The organism is Acinetobacter sp. YH12058 (assembly GCF_013419805.1).
Lineage (GTDB): Bacteria > Pseudomonadota > Gammaproteobacteria > Pseudomonadales > Moraxellaceae > Acinetobacter > Acinetobacter towneri.
The window spans coordinates 1-16,290 of record NZ_VOZL01000025.1 but is presented as its reverse complement, the minus strand read 5'-3'; the positions used below and the strand labels follow the sequence as shown (position 1 = coordinate 16,290).

19 protein-coding genes and 1 pseudogene are annotated in these 16,290 nt (G+C 41.9%); 13 read left to right on the top strand and 7 right to left on the bottom strand.

The features are described from left to right. Window positions 1-25: 25 nt before the first annotated feature. Together grxC and secB are read left to right on the top strand one after the other, a co-directional pair. Window positions 26-280, top strand: a complete 255-nt coding sequence (grxC, locus tag FTU09_RS12070; RefSeq protein ID WP_004976247.1) for a glutaredoxin 3 — start codon at window positions 26-28, stop codon at window positions 278-280. Window positions 281-314: 34 nt separating this feature from the next. After that, the gene (gene secB, locus FTU09_RS12065; RefSeq protein ID WP_004976246.1) at window positions 315-773 is read left to right on the top strand and encodes a protein-export chaperone SecB; all 459 of its coding nucleotides are present in this window, start codon (window positions 315-317) and stop codon (window positions 771-773) included. Window positions 774-850: 77 nt separating this feature from the next. Here the strand turns inward: secB and coaBC are convergent, their stop codons facing one another. Beyond that, on the bottom strand, window positions 851-2,125 hold the full coding sequence (gene coaBC / locus FTU09_RS12060) for a bifunctional phosphopantothenoylcysteine decarboxylase/phosphopantothenate--cysteine ligase CoaBC (RefSeq protein WP_167845783.1): 1,275 nt from the start codon (window positions 2,123-2,125) through the stop codon (window positions 851-853). A gap of 113 nt (window positions 2,126-2,238) precedes the next feature. Between coaBC and radC the strand changes: the two genes are divergently transcribed. Next, entirely contained in the window at window positions 2,239-2,937 is a 699-nt protein-coding gene (radC, locus tag FTU09_RS12055) for a DNA repair protein RadC (protein ID WP_154321040.1), read from the top strand. A 68-nt stretch (window positions 2,938-3,005) separates the two neighbouring features. Further along, the gene (locus tag FTU09_RS12050) at window positions 3,006-3,914 is read left to right on the top strand and encodes a bestrophin family protein (RefSeq protein WP_154321041.1); all 909 of its coding nucleotides are present in this window, start codon (window positions 3,006-3,008) and stop codon (window positions 3,912-3,914) included. 105 nt (window positions 3,915-4,019) lie between these two features. Here the strand turns inward: FTU09_RS12050 and FTU09_RS12045 are convergent, their stop codons facing one another. After that, on the bottom strand, window positions 4,020-4,874 hold the full coding sequence (locus FTU09_RS12045) for a PHP domain-containing protein (protein WP_180080421.1): 855 nt from the start codon (window positions 4,872-4,874) through the stop codon (window positions 4,020-4,022). Window positions 4,875-4,919: 45 nt separating this feature from the next. Here FTU09_RS12045 and FTU09_RS12040 point away from each other — a divergent pair, with 45 nt between their 5' ends. Genes FTU09_RS12040 through mnmC form a run of 4 tightly spaced genes read left to right on the top strand, consistent with a single transcriptional unit; the run spans window position 4,920 to window position 8,263 of the window. Then, window positions 4,920-5,531: a septation protein IspZ gene (locus FTU09_RS12040; RefSeq protein ID WP_004976239.1), complete on the top strand. Its 612-nt coding sequence runs from the start codon at window positions 4,920-4,922 to the stop codon at window positions 5,529-5,531. Between the two features lie 29 nt (window positions 5,532-5,560). Then, window positions 5,561-5,863: a YciI family protein gene (locus tag FTU09_RS12035; protein WP_004976238.1), complete on the top strand. Its 303-nt coding sequence runs from the start codon at window positions 5,561-5,563 to the stop codon at window positions 5,861-5,863. A 5-nt stretch (window positions 5,864-5,868) separates the two neighbouring features. Further along, complete coding sequence (locus tag FTU09_RS12030) at window positions 5,869-6,324, top strand: hypothetical protein (RefSeq protein ID WP_004976237.1); 456 nt, start codon at window positions 5,869-5,871, stop codon at window positions 6,322-6,324. Between the two features lie 37 nt (window positions 6,325-6,361). Further along, window positions 6,362-8,263, top strand: coding sequence for an FAD-dependent 5-carboxymethylaminomethyl-2-thiouridine(34) oxidoreductase MnmC (gene mnmC / locus FTU09_RS12025; RefSeq protein ID WP_180073058.1), 1,902 nt, complete (start codon window positions 6,362-6,364; stop codon window positions 8,261-8,263). A 79-nt stretch (window positions 8,264-8,342) separates the two neighbouring features. On the opposite strand, the gene FTU09_RS12020 is transcribed toward mnmC, so the two are convergent. Continuing rightward, window positions 8,343-8,657, bottom strand: coding sequence for a rhodanese-like domain-containing protein (locus FTU09_RS12020; RefSeq protein WP_004976235.1), 315 nt, complete (start codon window positions 8,655-8,657; stop codon window positions 8,343-8,345). 92 nt (window positions 8,658-8,749) lie between these two features. On the opposite strand from FTU09_RS12020, the gene FTU09_RS12015 reads away from it, so the two are divergent. Both FTU09_RS12015 and FTU09_RS12010 read left to right on the top strand, forming a co-directional pair. Continuing rightward, window positions 8,750-9,238: a YajQ family cyclic di-GMP-binding protein gene (locus FTU09_RS12015; protein WP_004976234.1), complete on the top strand. Its 489-nt coding sequence runs from the start codon at window positions 8,750-8,752 to the stop codon at window positions 9,236-9,238. Between the two features lie 12 nt (window positions 9,239-9,250). Beyond that, window positions 9,251-9,760: a DUF4442 domain-containing protein gene (locus FTU09_RS12010; protein WP_104853054.1), complete on the top strand. Its 510-nt coding sequence runs from the start codon at window positions 9,251-9,253 to the stop codon at window positions 9,758-9,760. Window positions 9,761-9,839: 79 nt separating this feature from the next. Here FTU09_RS12010 and FTU09_RS12005 read toward each other — a convergent pair whose 3' ends face one another. From FTU09_RS12005 to FTU09_RS11995, 3 genes are read right to left on the bottom strand one after another with little or no spacing between them, the layout of a single operon-like run. After that, window positions 9,840-10,286: an acyl-CoA thioesterase gene (locus FTU09_RS12005; RefSeq protein ID WP_218618957.1), complete on the bottom strand. Its 447-nt coding sequence runs from the start codon at window positions 10,284-10,286 to the stop codon at window positions 9,840-9,842. A gap of 27 nt (window positions 10,287-10,313) precedes the next feature. Continuing rightward, window positions 10,314-10,745 (bottom strand): thioredoxin TrxC, encoded by a 432-nt coding sequence (trxC, locus tag FTU09_RS12000; RefSeq protein WP_180080417.1) that lies wholly within the window; start codon window positions 10,743-10,745, stop codon window positions 10,314-10,316. Then, window positions 10,746-11,642 (bottom strand): alpha/beta hydrolase, encoded by an 897-nt coding sequence (locus FTU09_RS11995; protein ID WP_180080414.1) that lies wholly within the window; start codon window positions 11,640-11,642, stop codon window positions 10,746-10,748. A 123-nt stretch (window positions 11,643-11,765) separates the two neighbouring features. On the opposite strand from FTU09_RS11995, the gene FTU09_RS11990 reads away from it, so the two are divergent. Together FTU09_RS11990 and FTU09_RS11985 are read left to right on the top strand one after the other, a co-directional pair. Continuing rightward, window positions 11,766-12,101 (top strand): TIGR01244 family sulfur transferase, encoded by a 336-nt coding sequence (locus FTU09_RS11990; protein ID WP_070153827.1) that lies wholly within the window; start codon window positions 11,766-11,768, stop codon window positions 12,099-12,101. A gap of 71 nt (window positions 12,102-12,172) precedes the next feature. After that, window positions 12,173-12,505 (top strand): annotated as a pseudogene (locus FTU09_RS11985) (beta-lactamase hydrolase domain-containing protein); the annotation flags it as partial. Window positions 12,506-12,666: 161 nt separating this feature from the next. On the opposite strand, the gene FTU09_RS11980 reads toward FTU09_RS11985, so the two are convergent. Continuing rightward, a complete protein-coding gene (locus FTU09_RS11980) occupies window positions 12,667-14,544 on the bottom strand; it encodes a hypothetical protein (RefSeq protein WP_168542431.1) in 1,878 nt (625 codons plus the stop codon). Between the two features lie 160 nt (window positions 14,545-14,704). Here FTU09_RS11980 and FTU09_RS11975 point away from each other — a divergent pair, with 160 nt between their 5' ends. After that, complete coding sequence (locus FTU09_RS11975; protein ID WP_180080409.1) at window positions 14,705-16,084, top strand: dihydrolipoyl dehydrogenase; 1,380 nt, start codon at window positions 14,705-14,707, stop codon at window positions 16,082-16,084. The last annotated feature ends 206 nt before the right edge of the window (window positions 16,085-16,290 follow it).

Below are 16,290 nucleotides of genomic sequence, written 5' to 3'. Positions count from 1 at the left end.
AATATTTTTCGCAAGGAGAACAATCATGGCTGAAGTCACTATTTATTCAACGACTGTATGTCCATACTGCATTCGTGCAAAACAACTCCTTGAGCGTAAAGGCGTTGCCTATAAAGAAATTAATTTGTCGAATGAAGCGCCTGAAGTACGTGTTGAATTAATGCAACGCACCAATCATCGTACCGTTCCACAAATTTTCATCAATGACCAGTTTATTGGCGGCTTTGACCAATTATATGCGTTAGATCGCGAAGGCAAGCTCGATCAATTATTGGCATAAACATAACACGATAACCAACTCTTAAGGATTTAACATGAGTGAAGAACAACAAGCTCAACCACAATTGGCATTAGAGCGTATTTATACCAAAGACATTTCTTTTGAAGTTCCTGGGGCACAAGTATTTACCAAAGAATGGCAGCCTGAATTGAACATCAACCTGTCATCTTCTGCAGAAAAAATTGATCCAACCCACTTTGAAGTAGCATTAAAAGTTGTGGTTCAAGCCAACAACGCGGGCGATACTGCATTTATTGTTGATGTTACCCAAGCTGGTATTTTCCTGATTGATGGCGTTGAAGAAGAGCGTTTACCGTACATTCTTGGCGCATACTGCCCGAACATTTTGTTCCCATTCTTGCGTGAAGCAGTGAATGATATGGTTACCAAAGGCAGCTTCCCACAATTATTGTTAACGCCAATCAACTTCGATGCCGAGTTTGAAGCCAATATGCAACGTGCTCAAGCCGCTGCAGCTGAAGGTCAAGCTTAATTCGCGATTGGATATAAAAAAACCGCTGAAATTTCAGCGGTTTTTTATGTCATCCGTTTGCTGATGGACGATCAAAATTAAAAATCATCATCCTGAGATGGATCTCGATACAAGGCATCATGAATCGCTTCGACCAATTGCTGCGCAATTTCCTGTTTCGAGGCTTTTTCCAAATCGCGTTTTTCCATACGGTAGCTTTCGGCAAAAAATACCGTCATGGCATTTTCATCGGAAGCAAAACCAATATCGGCACGGGAAACGTCATTGCAGGCAATCATATCCAGTTTTTTCGCCACCAACTTGCCTGCTGCATACTCTTCTACATTGCGGGTTTCTGCAGCAAAGCCAACCATAAACGGACGTTTTTCCTGTTGCGCAATGGTCGCAACAATATCAGGGTTTTTGACCAACGCCACATTCAGCTCATCGCCTAATTTTTTAATTTTGTGTTCCGCAATTTCTGCCACGCGGTAATCTGCCACCGCGGCTGTAGCGATGAAAATATCACAGCCTTGTTCAAGCATCTGCAAACTGGTATCTAGCATTTGAATTGCAGAAGACACATTAATTCGCTGTACCCCATTTGGCGTATCTAAACTAACTGGGCCTGCAATAAGCGTGACTTTTGCCCCTGCTGCATAACAGGCTGCAGCCAAAGAAAAACCCATTTTGCCTGTACTATGGTTAGAAATATAACGCACAGGGTCTAAAGCTTCGCGGGTTGGGCCTGCTGTAATGGTGACATTTTTGCCTGCCAACATGCCAAATTTTTCCACCAAAGCACGCTGTGCCTGATGAAAATACTGCGTCACCTGATGCGCCAAATCTTCAGGTTCTGGCATACGCCCTAAACCAACATCTCCACAGGCTTGTTCGCCCGCATCGGGCATAATTACATGCACGCCATCTTCCACCAAAGTGGTTAAGTTACGCTGTGTGGCTTTGGCTGCCCACATTTGCTGATTCATGGCAGGTGCAACCCAAACTGGTGCAGTGGTGGCTAAATATAAAGTACTGAGCAAATCATCGGCCAGACCTGCAGCAAATTTGGCTAAGGTGTCGCAACTGGCGGGCGCAACCAAAATTAAATCGGCCCACCGTGCCAATTCAATATGCCCCATGCCTGCTTCGGCTTCGGTATCTAATAATTCGGTATGTACAGGATTGCCCGACAATGCTTGAAAGGTCAGCGGTGTAATAAAAGCTTGTGCCCCTCTGGTCATGACCACGCGAACACTAAACCCTGCATCCTTTAAACGACGCACTAAAATCGCACTTTTATAGGCCGCAATGCCGCCTGTCACAGCTAAAATAATGTTTTTATGAGGGAGTACGCTTAAATCGAAGCTCACAAATAAGCCACCTTTTTGTTGCAGTGGGGCTCACAATAGCATTAAATAATGTCATTCCCAAGAGATCTGTTGGGATTTAAGTTTCAAATTTAGAATAACAAAGTCAAATAACAATGCATTTATCTATTAAACATTGGCCTGAACAAGAACGGCCACGTGAACGTCTCATTCAAAATGGTGCTGCAAGTTTGTCCGATGCCGAACTATTGGCTATTTTTTTGCGCTCAGGCTCACAGCAACATTCTGCGGTGGAGTTGGCACGATTGCTAATTCAGCATTTTGGCAATCTCACTACTTTACTCGATGCACCCATTGCCGAGTTGTGTCAATTTCACGGCATGGGTAACAGTAAATATTCACAGCTCATGGCAGTTAAAGAACTTGGACGGCGCTATGTAGCCGAACATTTAAAACAAGATGCACTTGAGCTTAGCAATTCCAAACGCTTGATGGAGTATCTGCGTTTTGAACTTTTGGGCGAAACCCAAGAAGTGTTTGCGGTGCTTTGCCTTGATGCCTGTTTACGCAAAATCAGCTTTAAAAAATTATTTTATGGTGCATTAAATTCGTGTGAAATTTCCATTAATCAATTGCTACGTTTTGCGATTAGTCAACATGCCACAGCGATTGTGATTGCACACAATCATCCTTTCGGCTTACCACAACCTTCACCTGCAGATTTAGTCCTGACGCAGCAGATTCAGCAAGCCTGTCAGTTGCTAGAGCTGCGTTTGATCGATCACTGTATCATCTCAAGTGAAGGTAATTTTTCCTTTGCCGAACAACAACTGCTTAAATTTGAGCACACTTAAAATTTGTATATTGACAAAGCCTGCACAAGCACAGAAGATCATCAAAAAATTGTGATGATTCTAATAAAATGATAGTCGATCAACCCAGTGTATTTAACTTACTGTTTTCTTGGCGGGGCACGATTTTACCGAAGGTCTTACCGCCTTTGGGCTTGGTGATGTTGATCTCCACCATTATTGGCGGTTTGTCTTATATTGGTTATTTTCATTTTCCAGAATTGCCTTTGGTTGGCTTTACTTTAATTGGGGTGGTGCTGTCGATTTTTTTGGGCTTTAAAAACTCTGCCTGTTATGACCGTTGGTGGGAGGCACGTAAACTTTGGGGCATGCTGATTGCCAACGCGCGCCACTTTGACCGCGACTGCCGTATACTTAGTCAAGCACGACGTGAACGCGTCATTCAGCACGTCATTGTATTTGCCAATGTCTTGCGCGACCGCCTGCGTCATCAAACTGCCAATCCAACCGAGTTAATTCAAACCAGTGGCATGAGTCAGCAAGCAATTACCCAACTGTATCAACAAGCCAATGCGCCGCAATACACGCTCAGTTTGATTCAATGGGAGTTAATGCAAGCACTTAAAGAGGGCGAAATTTCCGATATTATTTACACACAAATGAATCAACACGTCACAGAGCTGAGTTTGGTACTCACGGGTTGTGACCGTATTGCTACCACACCGCTCCCTTTTGCGTATTCAGTCCTACTTAACCGAACAGTGTACTTTTTCTGTTTTATGTTGCCCTTTAGTTTAGGGTCTACACTCGGATTGGCGACTCCGCTTTTGGTCGGTATTTTGGCTTATACTTTTTTAGGTCTGGATGCGCTCAGTTCTGAAATTGAAGAACCTTTTGGCACGCAAAGCAATGACTTACCTTTAGATGCCATGGTAAGAACCATTGAAATTGAATTATTGGGTACGTTGGGTAAACCAACGCCACCACCAATTCAGGCACAGGACAATAATTTGCTTTAGACCCTCTTCCCAACCTTCTCCCAGAGGGAGAAGGAGTTTTTATCCTTTCTAAATTTTAATAATAGATATCACATCTGCTTATATGAGAAGGTTGGGATGAGGGAGTTACTCAACAAAACTTTCCCAAATCCCAATTTGACCATCTTTCACCCGCGGAATATTGCCCAATTTAATCCACGGCATATTTTCACCATGAAAATCGCTGCCGACAGATACTTTTAGACCATGTTCAGCAATCATGCGATCCACCATTTGACGGGTCGATGCAGGGTCAATATTAGGCGGCAATTCCACTGCATCACCCCCATATTTGGCAAAAATTTCAATCAAATAACGAATATTGGTCGCAGATAAATCATAACGGGTTGGATGCGCCAACACGGCAAAACCCTGACTGTCATGAATTACCCGAATCGTATCTTCCAAACTCAAGCCATCAAATTTCACATAAGCCTTTTTGCCTTCTTTGATGTATTTATCAAATGCTTGCTGCACACGCGTTACAATGCCTTTTTCTTGTAAGGTTTTGGCAATGTGCGTACGGGTAATCCGATCTGCTACGCCATCAACTTTAAGAAGCACATCGTTATAAATATCTTGTCCAATCAGCGGAATCAGTAAATCACAAATTTGTTTGGCACGTTCTGCACGAATTTGTTTTTGCTGTTCCAGCAGCGCCTGTAAAGGTGCAGGATTTTGCATGTTTAGCGCCACCACATGCACGCTATAACTTTTCTTAGTGGCTGGACGTGACCATTGACTGGAAATTTCCACTCCCGAAATAATCTTTAAATCTTGCCCCTGTGCGGCTTGCTCTGCCAAAGCCAGCCCATCCATTGTGTCATGATCAGTCAATGCCAAGGTATGAATGCCCTGCTGAATTGCCGCAGACACCAATTCTCCAGGTGACAAAGTTCCATCAGAAATATTACTGTGTGTATGTAAATCTACGCCGTGCATCACTTATACTATGTCATTTATTTGATCAGATTTAGATACTCTAACATGAAAGCACTTTTAGACTTTGTGCCCCTCATTATTTTCTTTTATTTATACAAAACTGTAGATCCAAAAGATACTAATCATCAATTACTACAACTGATCGGCTCTGCAGGCGGTGTCGATAATAACCATATTTTGGTGGCCACCACAGGTCTGATCATCTCGATGTTAGTGGTGTACGGCGCATTGTTCATCATGCAAAAATTCCGTTTAGATAAACAACAATGGATTGTGTTGTTTATGACCGTAATTTTTGGTGGCGTTACTTTAATGTTAAGCGATGACTTTTATATTCGCCTGAAAGCTGCCATTTTAAACATTGTATTTGCAGGTGCTTTTTTGCTATCACCATGGTTCAGCAAAGACCGTAAACCACTGATTCAACGCTTATTTGGGCCTGTGTTCAACTTGACCGAAGCTGGCTGGAAAAACCTGAATTATACTTGGGCAGCCATGTTTGCAGTCATGTCTTTCCTACACGTATTTTTTGCATTTTTATTTATGGACGGAAAATATTGGGGCGAATTCACTGCTTTTGGTGACATGATTGTGATGTTTTCCTTTATCATTGTGCAGTTTATTGTATTGCGCAAATACTTTAAAACATCTGAATAATTTCTGATCTGCGATATTCGAGAGTAACTATGCCTTTATTTGTTCTGAGTTGTACTGACCGTGAAGGTACACTGGAAAAACGTCTTGCGACCCGTCCTGCACATCTTGCACGTTTGCAACAACTCGATGCCGAAGGTCGCTTAATTGTGGCGGGGGCAATGCCAAAAGACCCAAGCAATCCACAAGCAGGCTTTTATGGCAGCACCATGATTGTCGATTTTGACAGTCGTGAAGCACTCGATGCTTGGCTACAAGATGAACCTTTCTTAAAAGAAGGCGTATATAGCCACATTGACGTTAAGCCATTCAATAAAGCATTCCCTCAAGGATAAGCGCTATGCGTTTCGTTGTTGCCAGTGTTGTTGCTGTTCTGCTCAGTTCACCTGTATATGCAGTTGAGCCAGCCACAACCACACCTACTGCACCTGCTCCTGCTGCTGTGACCAACACGGCAGCTGTAGCAACAGCCAATGGGGTTACTCCTGCACAAGATAAGCCCCTGACTGCAGAACAAATTGCCAAAAATAAAGCCCTTCAGGAAGCTAAAACCAAAGCCTTGATTAAAGATCAGAGCACACGTTTGCAACAACTTGAACAGGCAAACCTCGATGCTTTGGCACAGAATCAGGAACTGCAACTTAAAAACGATAATTTAGGCGTGCAAGTTCAAGTACTGCAAAGTGAACGCAGTGCGCAAATGTTTTTATACGGTGCTGCAACACTCGCGGTTGGCGTATTGCTCGGCTTCTTAATTGCCAGCTACGTCTATACCAAACGTCGCCGCCAATGGTAAGGTGAGCATTCACCTCTTGATTTAAGGTACTCTGGTTTTGTTTCAGCCTATTCAAACTGCCGAGCTGGATTGGCAACTGGTCGATGGTATTGATGTGCCCATTTCCAAACAATTTGGCGATGTGTATTTCTCTAAAGACAACGGTTTATTAGAAACACGGCATGTGTTTTTACAGGGCAATGACTTACCCATCCGTTTAGCAGCGCTGAATGATTTTGAATATTTTTGTGTAGGCGAAACAGGCTTTGGTACAGGCTTAAATATTTTAGCGCTCTGGCAATTATGGCAACAGGTACGTCCCAATAATCGCAGCCATTTACACGCAATTTCTGTCGAAAAATTTCCACTTTGCAAAGCCGATCTTATACGTGCCTTAGCGGCTTGGCCCGAACTCAGTCATCTGTCTGAACAGCTGATTCAGCAATACCCTGCCGCTATTGCAGGCTGTCATCGTTTAAACTTTCCAGATGAACGCTTTAGCCTAGATTTATGGCTAGGCGATGCTCAGGAAGTTTTTCCTGTCATTGCTAAAACTGCTCCTGTCAATGCGTGGTTTTTAGATGGCTTTGCACCCGCCTGTAACCCCGATATGTGGCAGGAAACCGTGCTCAACCCGATTGTAGCACTGTCCGATTATGGCACGACTTTTGCCTCATTTAGTGTGGCAGGCGTACTCAAACGTGGCTTAAAACAACACGGTATTCACATCACCCGCCCACGCGGTTTTGGGCATAAACGGGAAATGCTGAAAGCCATCTGGCAAGCGCCTGAAATAGAGCCAATATCCGATCAGAACGAAACTCAAATTACAACAAATACCACAACAAGCAACCAACAGCGCCATATTGCGATCATAGGCGCAGGAATTGCGGGTTTAAGCTGTGCGTGGGCATTTTCCCAACGAGGGCATCAAGTCACGCTCTATGACCAAACAGCGCCACTTGCAGGCGGTTCTGGCAATCCTTTGGCACTCTTAAACCCAAAACTTTGCCCAATTCATCAAAGTGCTGATCATTTAATGACTTTGGCATGGCAACATGCTTTAAATCACTATGCCGCATTCAAAGCATTTCGTCCGTTGCAGATTCATCAACTGGCACTTAAACATGCCGATGAATTGCTGGATTTAGCCACACAATACCCAAAAGGTATTTTAGCAGCACAGAGTGCAACCGAACTTACGCCACAAAGCGACTTTGCCAGTTTAAGCTTATTGCAAGCAGGAGCAGTTTCTCCACATCAACTGCGTGATGAAATTCTTGCGCATCCGCACATTCAGTTTCAGCAAGCTCAAATTAAACAAATCACCACGACAGCACAGCAACTGATCTTACACAGCGTAGATACTGAACTTGGAGTGTTTGATCATGTCATCGTCTGTGCAGCGCTGCAAAGCGGTGCTTTTTTTGAGCATTACCCTGTGCTTAAACCCATTCGTGGGCAAGTTAGCTGGGTAAATAATACAGATCAGGCTTTGCCATTATCACAAGCCTATAGCTATGGCGGCTATTGCATGCAGCTCAATGCCGATCAACTGATTTTAGGTGCATCGTTTTATCCAAATCGGGAAGATTGTGACGTCTTGGCAGAAGACCATGTGCATAACTACGAACTTATCCACAGTGTCTTTCCTGCGTATGCCGAAAACTTAGCACCCGTAGATACTTGGCAAGGTCGCGCTTCGCTACGCGCCCAAAGTAAGGATTATTTTCCCCTACTTGGCAAAATGCGTGATGATCAGGAAATTTACAGCTTTGCAGGACTCGGTTCTAAAGGCTTTTTATTTGCCCCGTTGTGCAGTGAAATACTGGCGGCACAAGTTTTAGCAGAAGCCTGCGCTGTACCTAAAAACTTAGTACAAAAACTGGCAGCTACACGTTTTCAGAAAAAGGTGAAAACCAAGAAGCCTTATTTTAAAGCTCCTCCACCTTCAAGCTAACGCTCGCTTAGAGAAAATAGAAATAAAACGATACCCAACAAAAAAGCGCCTTACGGCGCTTTCTTCATATTGATGATACTTAGTGACCTTGTTCCAAAGGCATGCCTGCGTCGCGCGCAGCACGTGTACCACCCATTAAAACCACATATTCACGTGAGCTGTCCAAACCTTCTAGTTTTTCCGCTGCACGTGGGGCTTTACTTCCGCCACCACATAAAATGTAAATGGGTTGATCCGCCGACACCTGAGTAAGACTCTCTGCTGATAGATCGTTAATTGGCTGATTCACAGCACCTTTAACATGAGCTTCTGCATAAGCACTTGCATCACGTACATCCCAGATAATCGCGTCAGCTGGGAACTCAAATGTTGTAATTTCTTGTTTACGGATCATTGCGCACTCCTTTGATGTAAAACAACACTTGGCAAATGAAGAAAACATCCCTAGCATCTCAGATATTGTTTCCATTTGCAAAGGTCTTCATTATGCCTTCTTTCGATATTGTTTCTGAATTAGAACTTTTTGAAGTGAATCATGCGGTTCAAAACACACAAAAAGAAATCGGTACTCGTTTCGATTTTCGTGGTCAGGATGTTTCTATCGACCTCAATGAAAAAAACAAAGAGATTAAAATCTCCACTGAAAGTGATTTCCAATGTGAGCAAGTGTATACCATGCTCGAAAATCACTTCTATAAGCGTAAAGTCGACATTCAGGCGCTTGACCCACAAAAAATGACCGCATCGGGTAAAAATGTGATTCAAGTGATCAAACTTAAAGATGGTCTTGACTCAGATACCGCAAAAAAAATTAACAAAGCCATTAAAGACAGTGGCATTAAAGTGCAATCTTCTATTCAAGGTGACAAAATTCGAGTGACCGACAAGAAACGCGATACATTGCAACAAGTCATGGCGTTCTTGAAAGAGCAACAATTTGGTCTGCCGCTGCAATTTAACAACTTTAAAGATTAATTTGGGGATGTCATGACACCAACCAATCGCTTAAACAAACTGGTCAAAGCAACATCAAAATTGCCGAAAGGCATTCAAAGCCGCCTTTTGAGTCAAGCCTTTGGTCGTGTCGTGCCGATGGTGGGCACTGCGAAAATTCGCTATCAAGAAGTAACCCCATCGCAAGTGGTGGTCAGTCTTGCCAATCATAAAGCCATGCAAAACCATATTGGACAGGTACATGCCTGTGCTATGGCGCTGCTTGCCGAAACTGCTACAGGTTTTGTGACTGCTATGAATGTACCTGATAGTGCCATTGTGCTGATTAAAAGCCTGAAAGTGGACTTTAAACGTCCAACTCAAGGTGCAATGACAGCCATTGCCACACTCAGCCCAGAACAGCAACAACTCATGCACAGCACCGACAAAGGTGAAACACTGGTCAATGTCAGTGTGATTGATGAATCAGGCGAAGCTCCGATTCAGTGTGAAATGTTGTGGGCATGGGTGTCAAAAGCACATTTAAAGCAGAAACAAGCCTAACGCCTGTTTCCTCTCCAAGAAAAAATCCCAGCTACTGTGCTGGGATTTTTTTCATTACGATGTTTGACTAGCTTGATACTTATGATGCTTGACTAGCCTGAGCTTCTAAAAACTTCTGTTTGGCTTCTTCAGGAATCTGACGTTTTGAGCCTTTGACATCAACCGCAACAAAGGTAAATACCCCTTCGGTAACACGCACAGCTTCACGTGAATCATCATGGCTGTCCCACACTTCAATTTGCATTTGAATTGAAGTATTGCCCACTTTCAAAATTTTGGTGTAGCAACTGATCACATCGCCCACTTTTACAGGCACCAAAAAAGTCATTTGGTTAATGGAAATCGTGGCACAACGTCCTTTACTAAAACGCTCGGCATGAATCGCACCAGCCAAATCCATCTGTGAAACGATCCAGCCTCCAAAGACATCTCCACTCCAGTTGGTATCTGCTGGCATGGCAATTGTTTGTAGGGAAAGCACTCCCTCTGGTTTTGCATGAGAATCTGACACGTTCACTCCGGACATTTGCATTAAATTAGCACGAACAGTGCATTAAGACTGGGCGTTGAGTTGCTGATCCAACCACTGTTGTAATTCAGTCGCTCGTAGCGCGCCGCTTATTCTAGCAATTTCATTGCTTTTATTCATCAATACCAGTGTTGGAATACTGCGCACATGGAATGCACCGCTTAAGCGTGGATTGGCCTCGGTATCAATTTTGGCAAACACCACCTGCGGATTTTGCTTGGCAACTGTTGCAAAATGTGGTGCCATCATCTTGCAAGGACCACACCAGTCCGCCCAAAGATCAATCAGAATAGGTAAGTCACTATTTTGAATAAAATTACTGAAATTTTGCTCATTCAATTCAATGGGTGCAAGCGGAATCAGCGCTTGATGACACTGCCCACATGCAGGATTGGCAGATAATTTATCTTCAGGTACACGGTTTTTTGCACCGCATTCAGGGCATACAATAATCATTTACTGAACTCCAAACAGTTGCTGTAAAAACTCTAATTGGGTCTGAATGACTTTTTTAAACCATTCTCCATGATAAATATCAAAATGTTGCATATCCCACTCTTCATATTGCACATAAGGCGCAATATTGGTGGCCGTTTCACGACTCGATTCAATTGGAATCAGGCTGTCACGCTGTGCAGCAATAAATAACACAGGGATGTTGATTGGCCGCACTTCTTGAATGGGGCGATAACGAATCAAATTAAAAAACACCCGAGCAGGAATTTCCCCACTCCAGTAATGATCGGGGTTCACAATTGACATATAACCTGCATAACTGTCTGTGGTCGGTAAAAAACACAGTTCTTTTTGCGCCACCACTGCAAGCGTTTTGGGCGACATCCCTACCTTTGCTCCCATATAGTCCTGACTGGAGATTTTTAGGGCTTTCGGAAGTTGCTGCAAAGGATATAACTTGGCACTTTCCGCACCATCTACAAAAGGCACTTGTACCATGACCGCGGCAATATTGTGTAAGCGTGAGGCCAAACTCAGCACATATCCGCCACTCAGAGAAGTTCCCCACAGAATCATGCGTTTGGCATCAATCGACTTACGTTCCGCGATATGTGAAATCATGCTGCGCCAGTCGTCTAACTGCGCCTCTATGGATACCAACTCACGTGGACGCCCCGTACTTCCGCCCCAATAGCGATAATCGAATAACACCACGGCATAGCCTGCCTGAGCAAAATGCTGTGCGTATTGCACCAATTTAAAATGACGCAAGGCTGCTAGACCATGCGCCATCAGAATCACCGCGGGTTTTTCTATAGATTTAGGGCGATAAAAGTCTGCAGCAATCACCTCGTGATCACTTTTGACATATAAAGGCTCGACTGTATAGGAATGCATAAGCGCTCCATTGCGTTATTTTATCGTTATCGTCGTTATAAATATTTCAGAACATTCTGCTCTTGAATCTGCTTAATGCTATCATAAAGCATATTGTCATGAATAAAATGATGGAGTATTCCCATGTCTGAACAAGTCGGTTTTGCGGGTCAAATTGGTCCTGAACATGTGAGCCAAGTTGTAGAGAAAGGCTTTAAGTCAATTATTAATAACCGCCCAGATATGGAAGGTGGTCCTGAACAGCCCACTAGTGCACAAATTGAAGAAGCAGCACGTGCTGCAGGTTTAGATTATGTCTATCAACCTGTGGTGTCTGGTCAAATTACTGAAGTCGATGTGCGTACTTTTGCCAATCACTATAACGAATTGCCAAAACCTGTGTTGATGTTCTGCCGCACGGGTAACCGTTCAAACAACTTATTCCAGTTGGCAAAACAAATGGATTTGTTGGATGACTAGATCAATCCTCAAGTATGTATTTTGCTGTGTTCTGATCTGCAGCTGAGTCACGCTCAAAACGATGCTAAGGCTTAAATAGCAAAGTCAGTGTTGCAGGTCAGATGAATGCTGCAAAATTTTCACAGTTGATGCGACAAGGTTTTAAATCTGTGATTGTGAACCGTCCTGATCAAGAAATGGGCAATGCAGTCAAGGTGAGTGAATTACGCAATATCGCGGAAAAATCTCAGGTCAGTGTGATTTATCAACCCGTTAGTAGCGGTAAAATTTCTCAAACAGATATTCTTGAATTTGCCAAATATTATAATGAGCTTCCAAAACCCATTCTGATGATTTGTCGTAGTGGCGCTCGTTCTAGTACGTTATTTCATCAGGCAAAATCTCAAGGTTTGTTGCATGAATAAAATTTTATTGGTGGTGATGTGTGTCTTGGCGCTGAGTGCTTGTAGTTCTATGCAAATCCGCCCGACGGTGGGTGTGAGTGTGGGGACTTCGCTTTAATTTTTAAATTAAAATCCTCATAAAAAACAGCGCCGAAGCGCTGTTTTTGTTATCTTAATTACTTTTATGGTAGTAATCCTGCGAAGGGATCGTTTAAAGCACAATTCTGCCCATAAGGACTTTCATCAAATGGTTGACCTGCTTCAGAATCAAAATCCTCTTTTAATAATCCTAATCCGTACACTAAACTTGAATTCAAATCTTTAGTACTAACACTTGTCTTCGCTTTAAACTCTACAGTTTGCCACCCAGCATACTGTCTCAAATACTGAACACTAAAATTAAACTTACCAGTTGAATCTGTTGTATAGGTAAAAGTAGGACTCACATTGCCTTGAGGATCAACAAATCCTGTAGCTAATTGAACGTTTGATTTATCAACAATCTCACAATATGATTGAACACGAGATGGTAATACTAAACTCTCAATGCTCTTAATCGCATCAGCTATTGTTTGAGTTTGATTTTTTAAATCATTTACAATATTAGTCTGTTGATTAATTCGTTGTTGCTTTTCAGCTGTTGCTGATGCAATTGCAGTCGTTAACTTAACTCTTAACCCTTCAAGCCTTAAATTTAGCTGTGCAATTTCTCCATTAATTGAAATAATTTCAGCTTGATACTGTTGAATAGATGGCTCATTTTTTCTATTTTGGGCTAATTCTAAATTAGTCTGTGCTTTCGCTAATAATGAACGCTGATCGCGTATTTGCTGTTCTACAGTTGCAATCTCATTTTGAAGTCTAGTTATTTCAGCTGATTGTACAGGTTCACCTTGAATTGAAGCCAACAAACTTTCTTGCTGCCTTAAATTGCTATTTTGAGTATTTAAATTAGCACGAAGAGGATTTAAACGAATATTGCGCGTACCGTCTAATTGTGCTTTTGTTTGGAAGTAGCCGCGACCAGCACGTAATAAATCAATGCTCATCGTTACACGATAATTAGGTAATGGCTTTCCATCTATATCAACAACATGCGCAGACAGAGCTTCTCTATAATATAAAGCATCAGCAGTCTTCGCAAGCTCACCAGACTTACCAAAAGTAATATTGCCTATAGGTTGTTCGATTACACCTTTTGATACATTGATCTTAATAGATTGTTTGCTTACAACCTGATTACCATCAACAATTTTAGCATCTAAAGTAATACCTGAATCTATAATATTACTAACTAGCGAATCAGGAACTGTAGGCAAAGTAATATTGTATTTAATGTTACCATTAGAATCTGTTATACCGACTGAACTTCCATTTATTGTTACTTTATTAGTTTTTGTATCTACTATTGATAATGTAACTTCTCTACCAGAAACTCCCCCACCATTTTCATCAATTGCTTTAACCGTAACAATTGCATTATCTCCCGTTACAACGAGTGTCGGTTTATTTACAGCAATATCTAAGTGGTATTGCGCTATATTTGAAGACTGTACGGAATCAACTACTTCCAAAATTCTTGTTTGTGAGGTTAATTTTCCAGCTGCATCCTTATAGATTGCATTCAAACGAATACCATCCCTAAGTAATTCAGATATATTTTTTACATTTGAAGGTGTTAATCTGATTGTAAAAATAGCATTACCATTTTCATCAGATTTAACATTTGAACTTCCTTCGATAGTAACCCCATTATTTATAGTATCTTCAACCGCTAGGACAACAGACTCGCCAGAAACACCACCGCCATTAACATCAGCTAATTTCACAGTAATAACTGCCGTATCTCCTGTTACAACCAATTGAGGTTTTGAAGCATTAATTATTAAATGGTAATTAGTCTCAACAGCATTAGAACCACCATTATTAATGCTCCCCCCACTTTCTGTGGATGAAGATCCATTATTATAATAACCATCACTTCCACCGCCACCACAGCCAGCCAATAAAACTGCTAAAGCCACAGCCGAAAATTTCAAACTAATTTCTTTCTTTTTCATTGAGTTATTCCCCAAATCCCTCTAAAACTATGAGTTAATCAAACATATAATTAATATTGTCAGATATGTAACCATAGTTACTGCTTTATGTAAATAAAAGCATGATAAATGTTTTGCTTGTGTTAGCCTAAATTTATTTATTACATGAAGTAGCTCACAAATGTACGACCTCATTATTATTGGTGCAGGCACCGCAGGCATTAGCGCCTATAAAGAAGCGATTAAATACACCCAAAACCTACTCATCATCAATCACGGTCCATGGGACACCACCTGTGCCCGCGTTGGTTGTATGCCCAGCAAAGTTCTCATCTCTAGTGCCAATCGCATGCACGACATACAACATGCACAAGAAGTTGCACTCACGGTAGATGCAAAAATTGATACATCCCAAATCATGACGCACGTACGCCAATTACGTGATCGTTTTACCCGTGCCACACAAAAAGATGTAGATCGTTGGGAAGCATCCCATAAAGTTTCGGGCTTTGCGACTTTTATAGATGCCCATACAATTCAAGTGAATGGACAGCAATATCAGGCAAAAGCTTTTATTATTGCAGTCGGTTCTACTCCTGCTTATGAGCAAGCATGGAAAGAAAAATTAGGCGAACGCTTAATCACATCAGATCAAATCTTTGAATTAGAGAACTTACCCCAATCTTTGGCCGTCATTGGCAGTGGTGTAATTGCAATCGAATTGGCTCAAGCTATGCAACGCTTAGGGGTAGATACCACTATTTTTGCCCGTAGTCGTAAAGTTGGTTCACTCCGCAGCCCAGAACTACAAACCATTGCACAAAATACACTTAGTCAAGAATTGAATATCAACTTTGAAACCTTGCCAACACAACTACAAAGAACAGAACAAGGCGTGCAAATTGAATATCAAGAAGATGGACAAACACAGAGCTTAACTGCCGATTATGTATTGGTTGCCACGGGTAGACGCAGCTATTTAGATCAGCTTCAACTTGAAAATATTGATACGAGTTTTAACAACATCAAACAGCTCCCAATTGATGCACACACCAAACAACTCGGACGGCATGCTATTTTTATTGTGGGTGATGCACACACGAATACTCCCATTCAACATGAAGGAGCACATGAAGGGCGTGCAGCCGTGCATAATTGTTTAAGCTTTCCAAATATTGAAAATATTAAAACATTAACCCCCATGGGTATTGTGTTTAGCTCACCTGAAATGGCATCTGTAGGACAAAACTATAAACAACTGAAAGATCAAAATATTGCATTTACAACAGGCTTTGTTTCTTATGAAAAACAAGGTCGCGCCTTGGTGCTAGGAAAAAATAAAGGTGCTATTGAAGTTTATATTGATAATAAAAGTCAAAAGTTATTAGGTGCTGAATTATTTGTGGATGCTGCTGAGCACATGGCGCACTTATTGGCTTGGATGATTGATGAAGAACTCACACTTGAGGATATTTTAGATAAACCGTTCTACCATCCAACGCTAGAAGAAGGTTTAAGAACAGCATTTAAACATGCACGTCGACAACTACGTGAAGTCTAATCAAATTTGGAAAATATGCTTACTATTTAAAACCATCCTCAGATGGTTTTATTTTGCCTTCACTTTTTATAGTTTTTAATATTTTCTTTTCCACATAAAAAACACCCCCAACGCTAGTTGAGGGTGTTTAGAATAATGAGCTGGCGATGACTTACTCTCACATGGGTAACCCCACACTACCATCAGCGCGAAGAGGTTTCACTTCT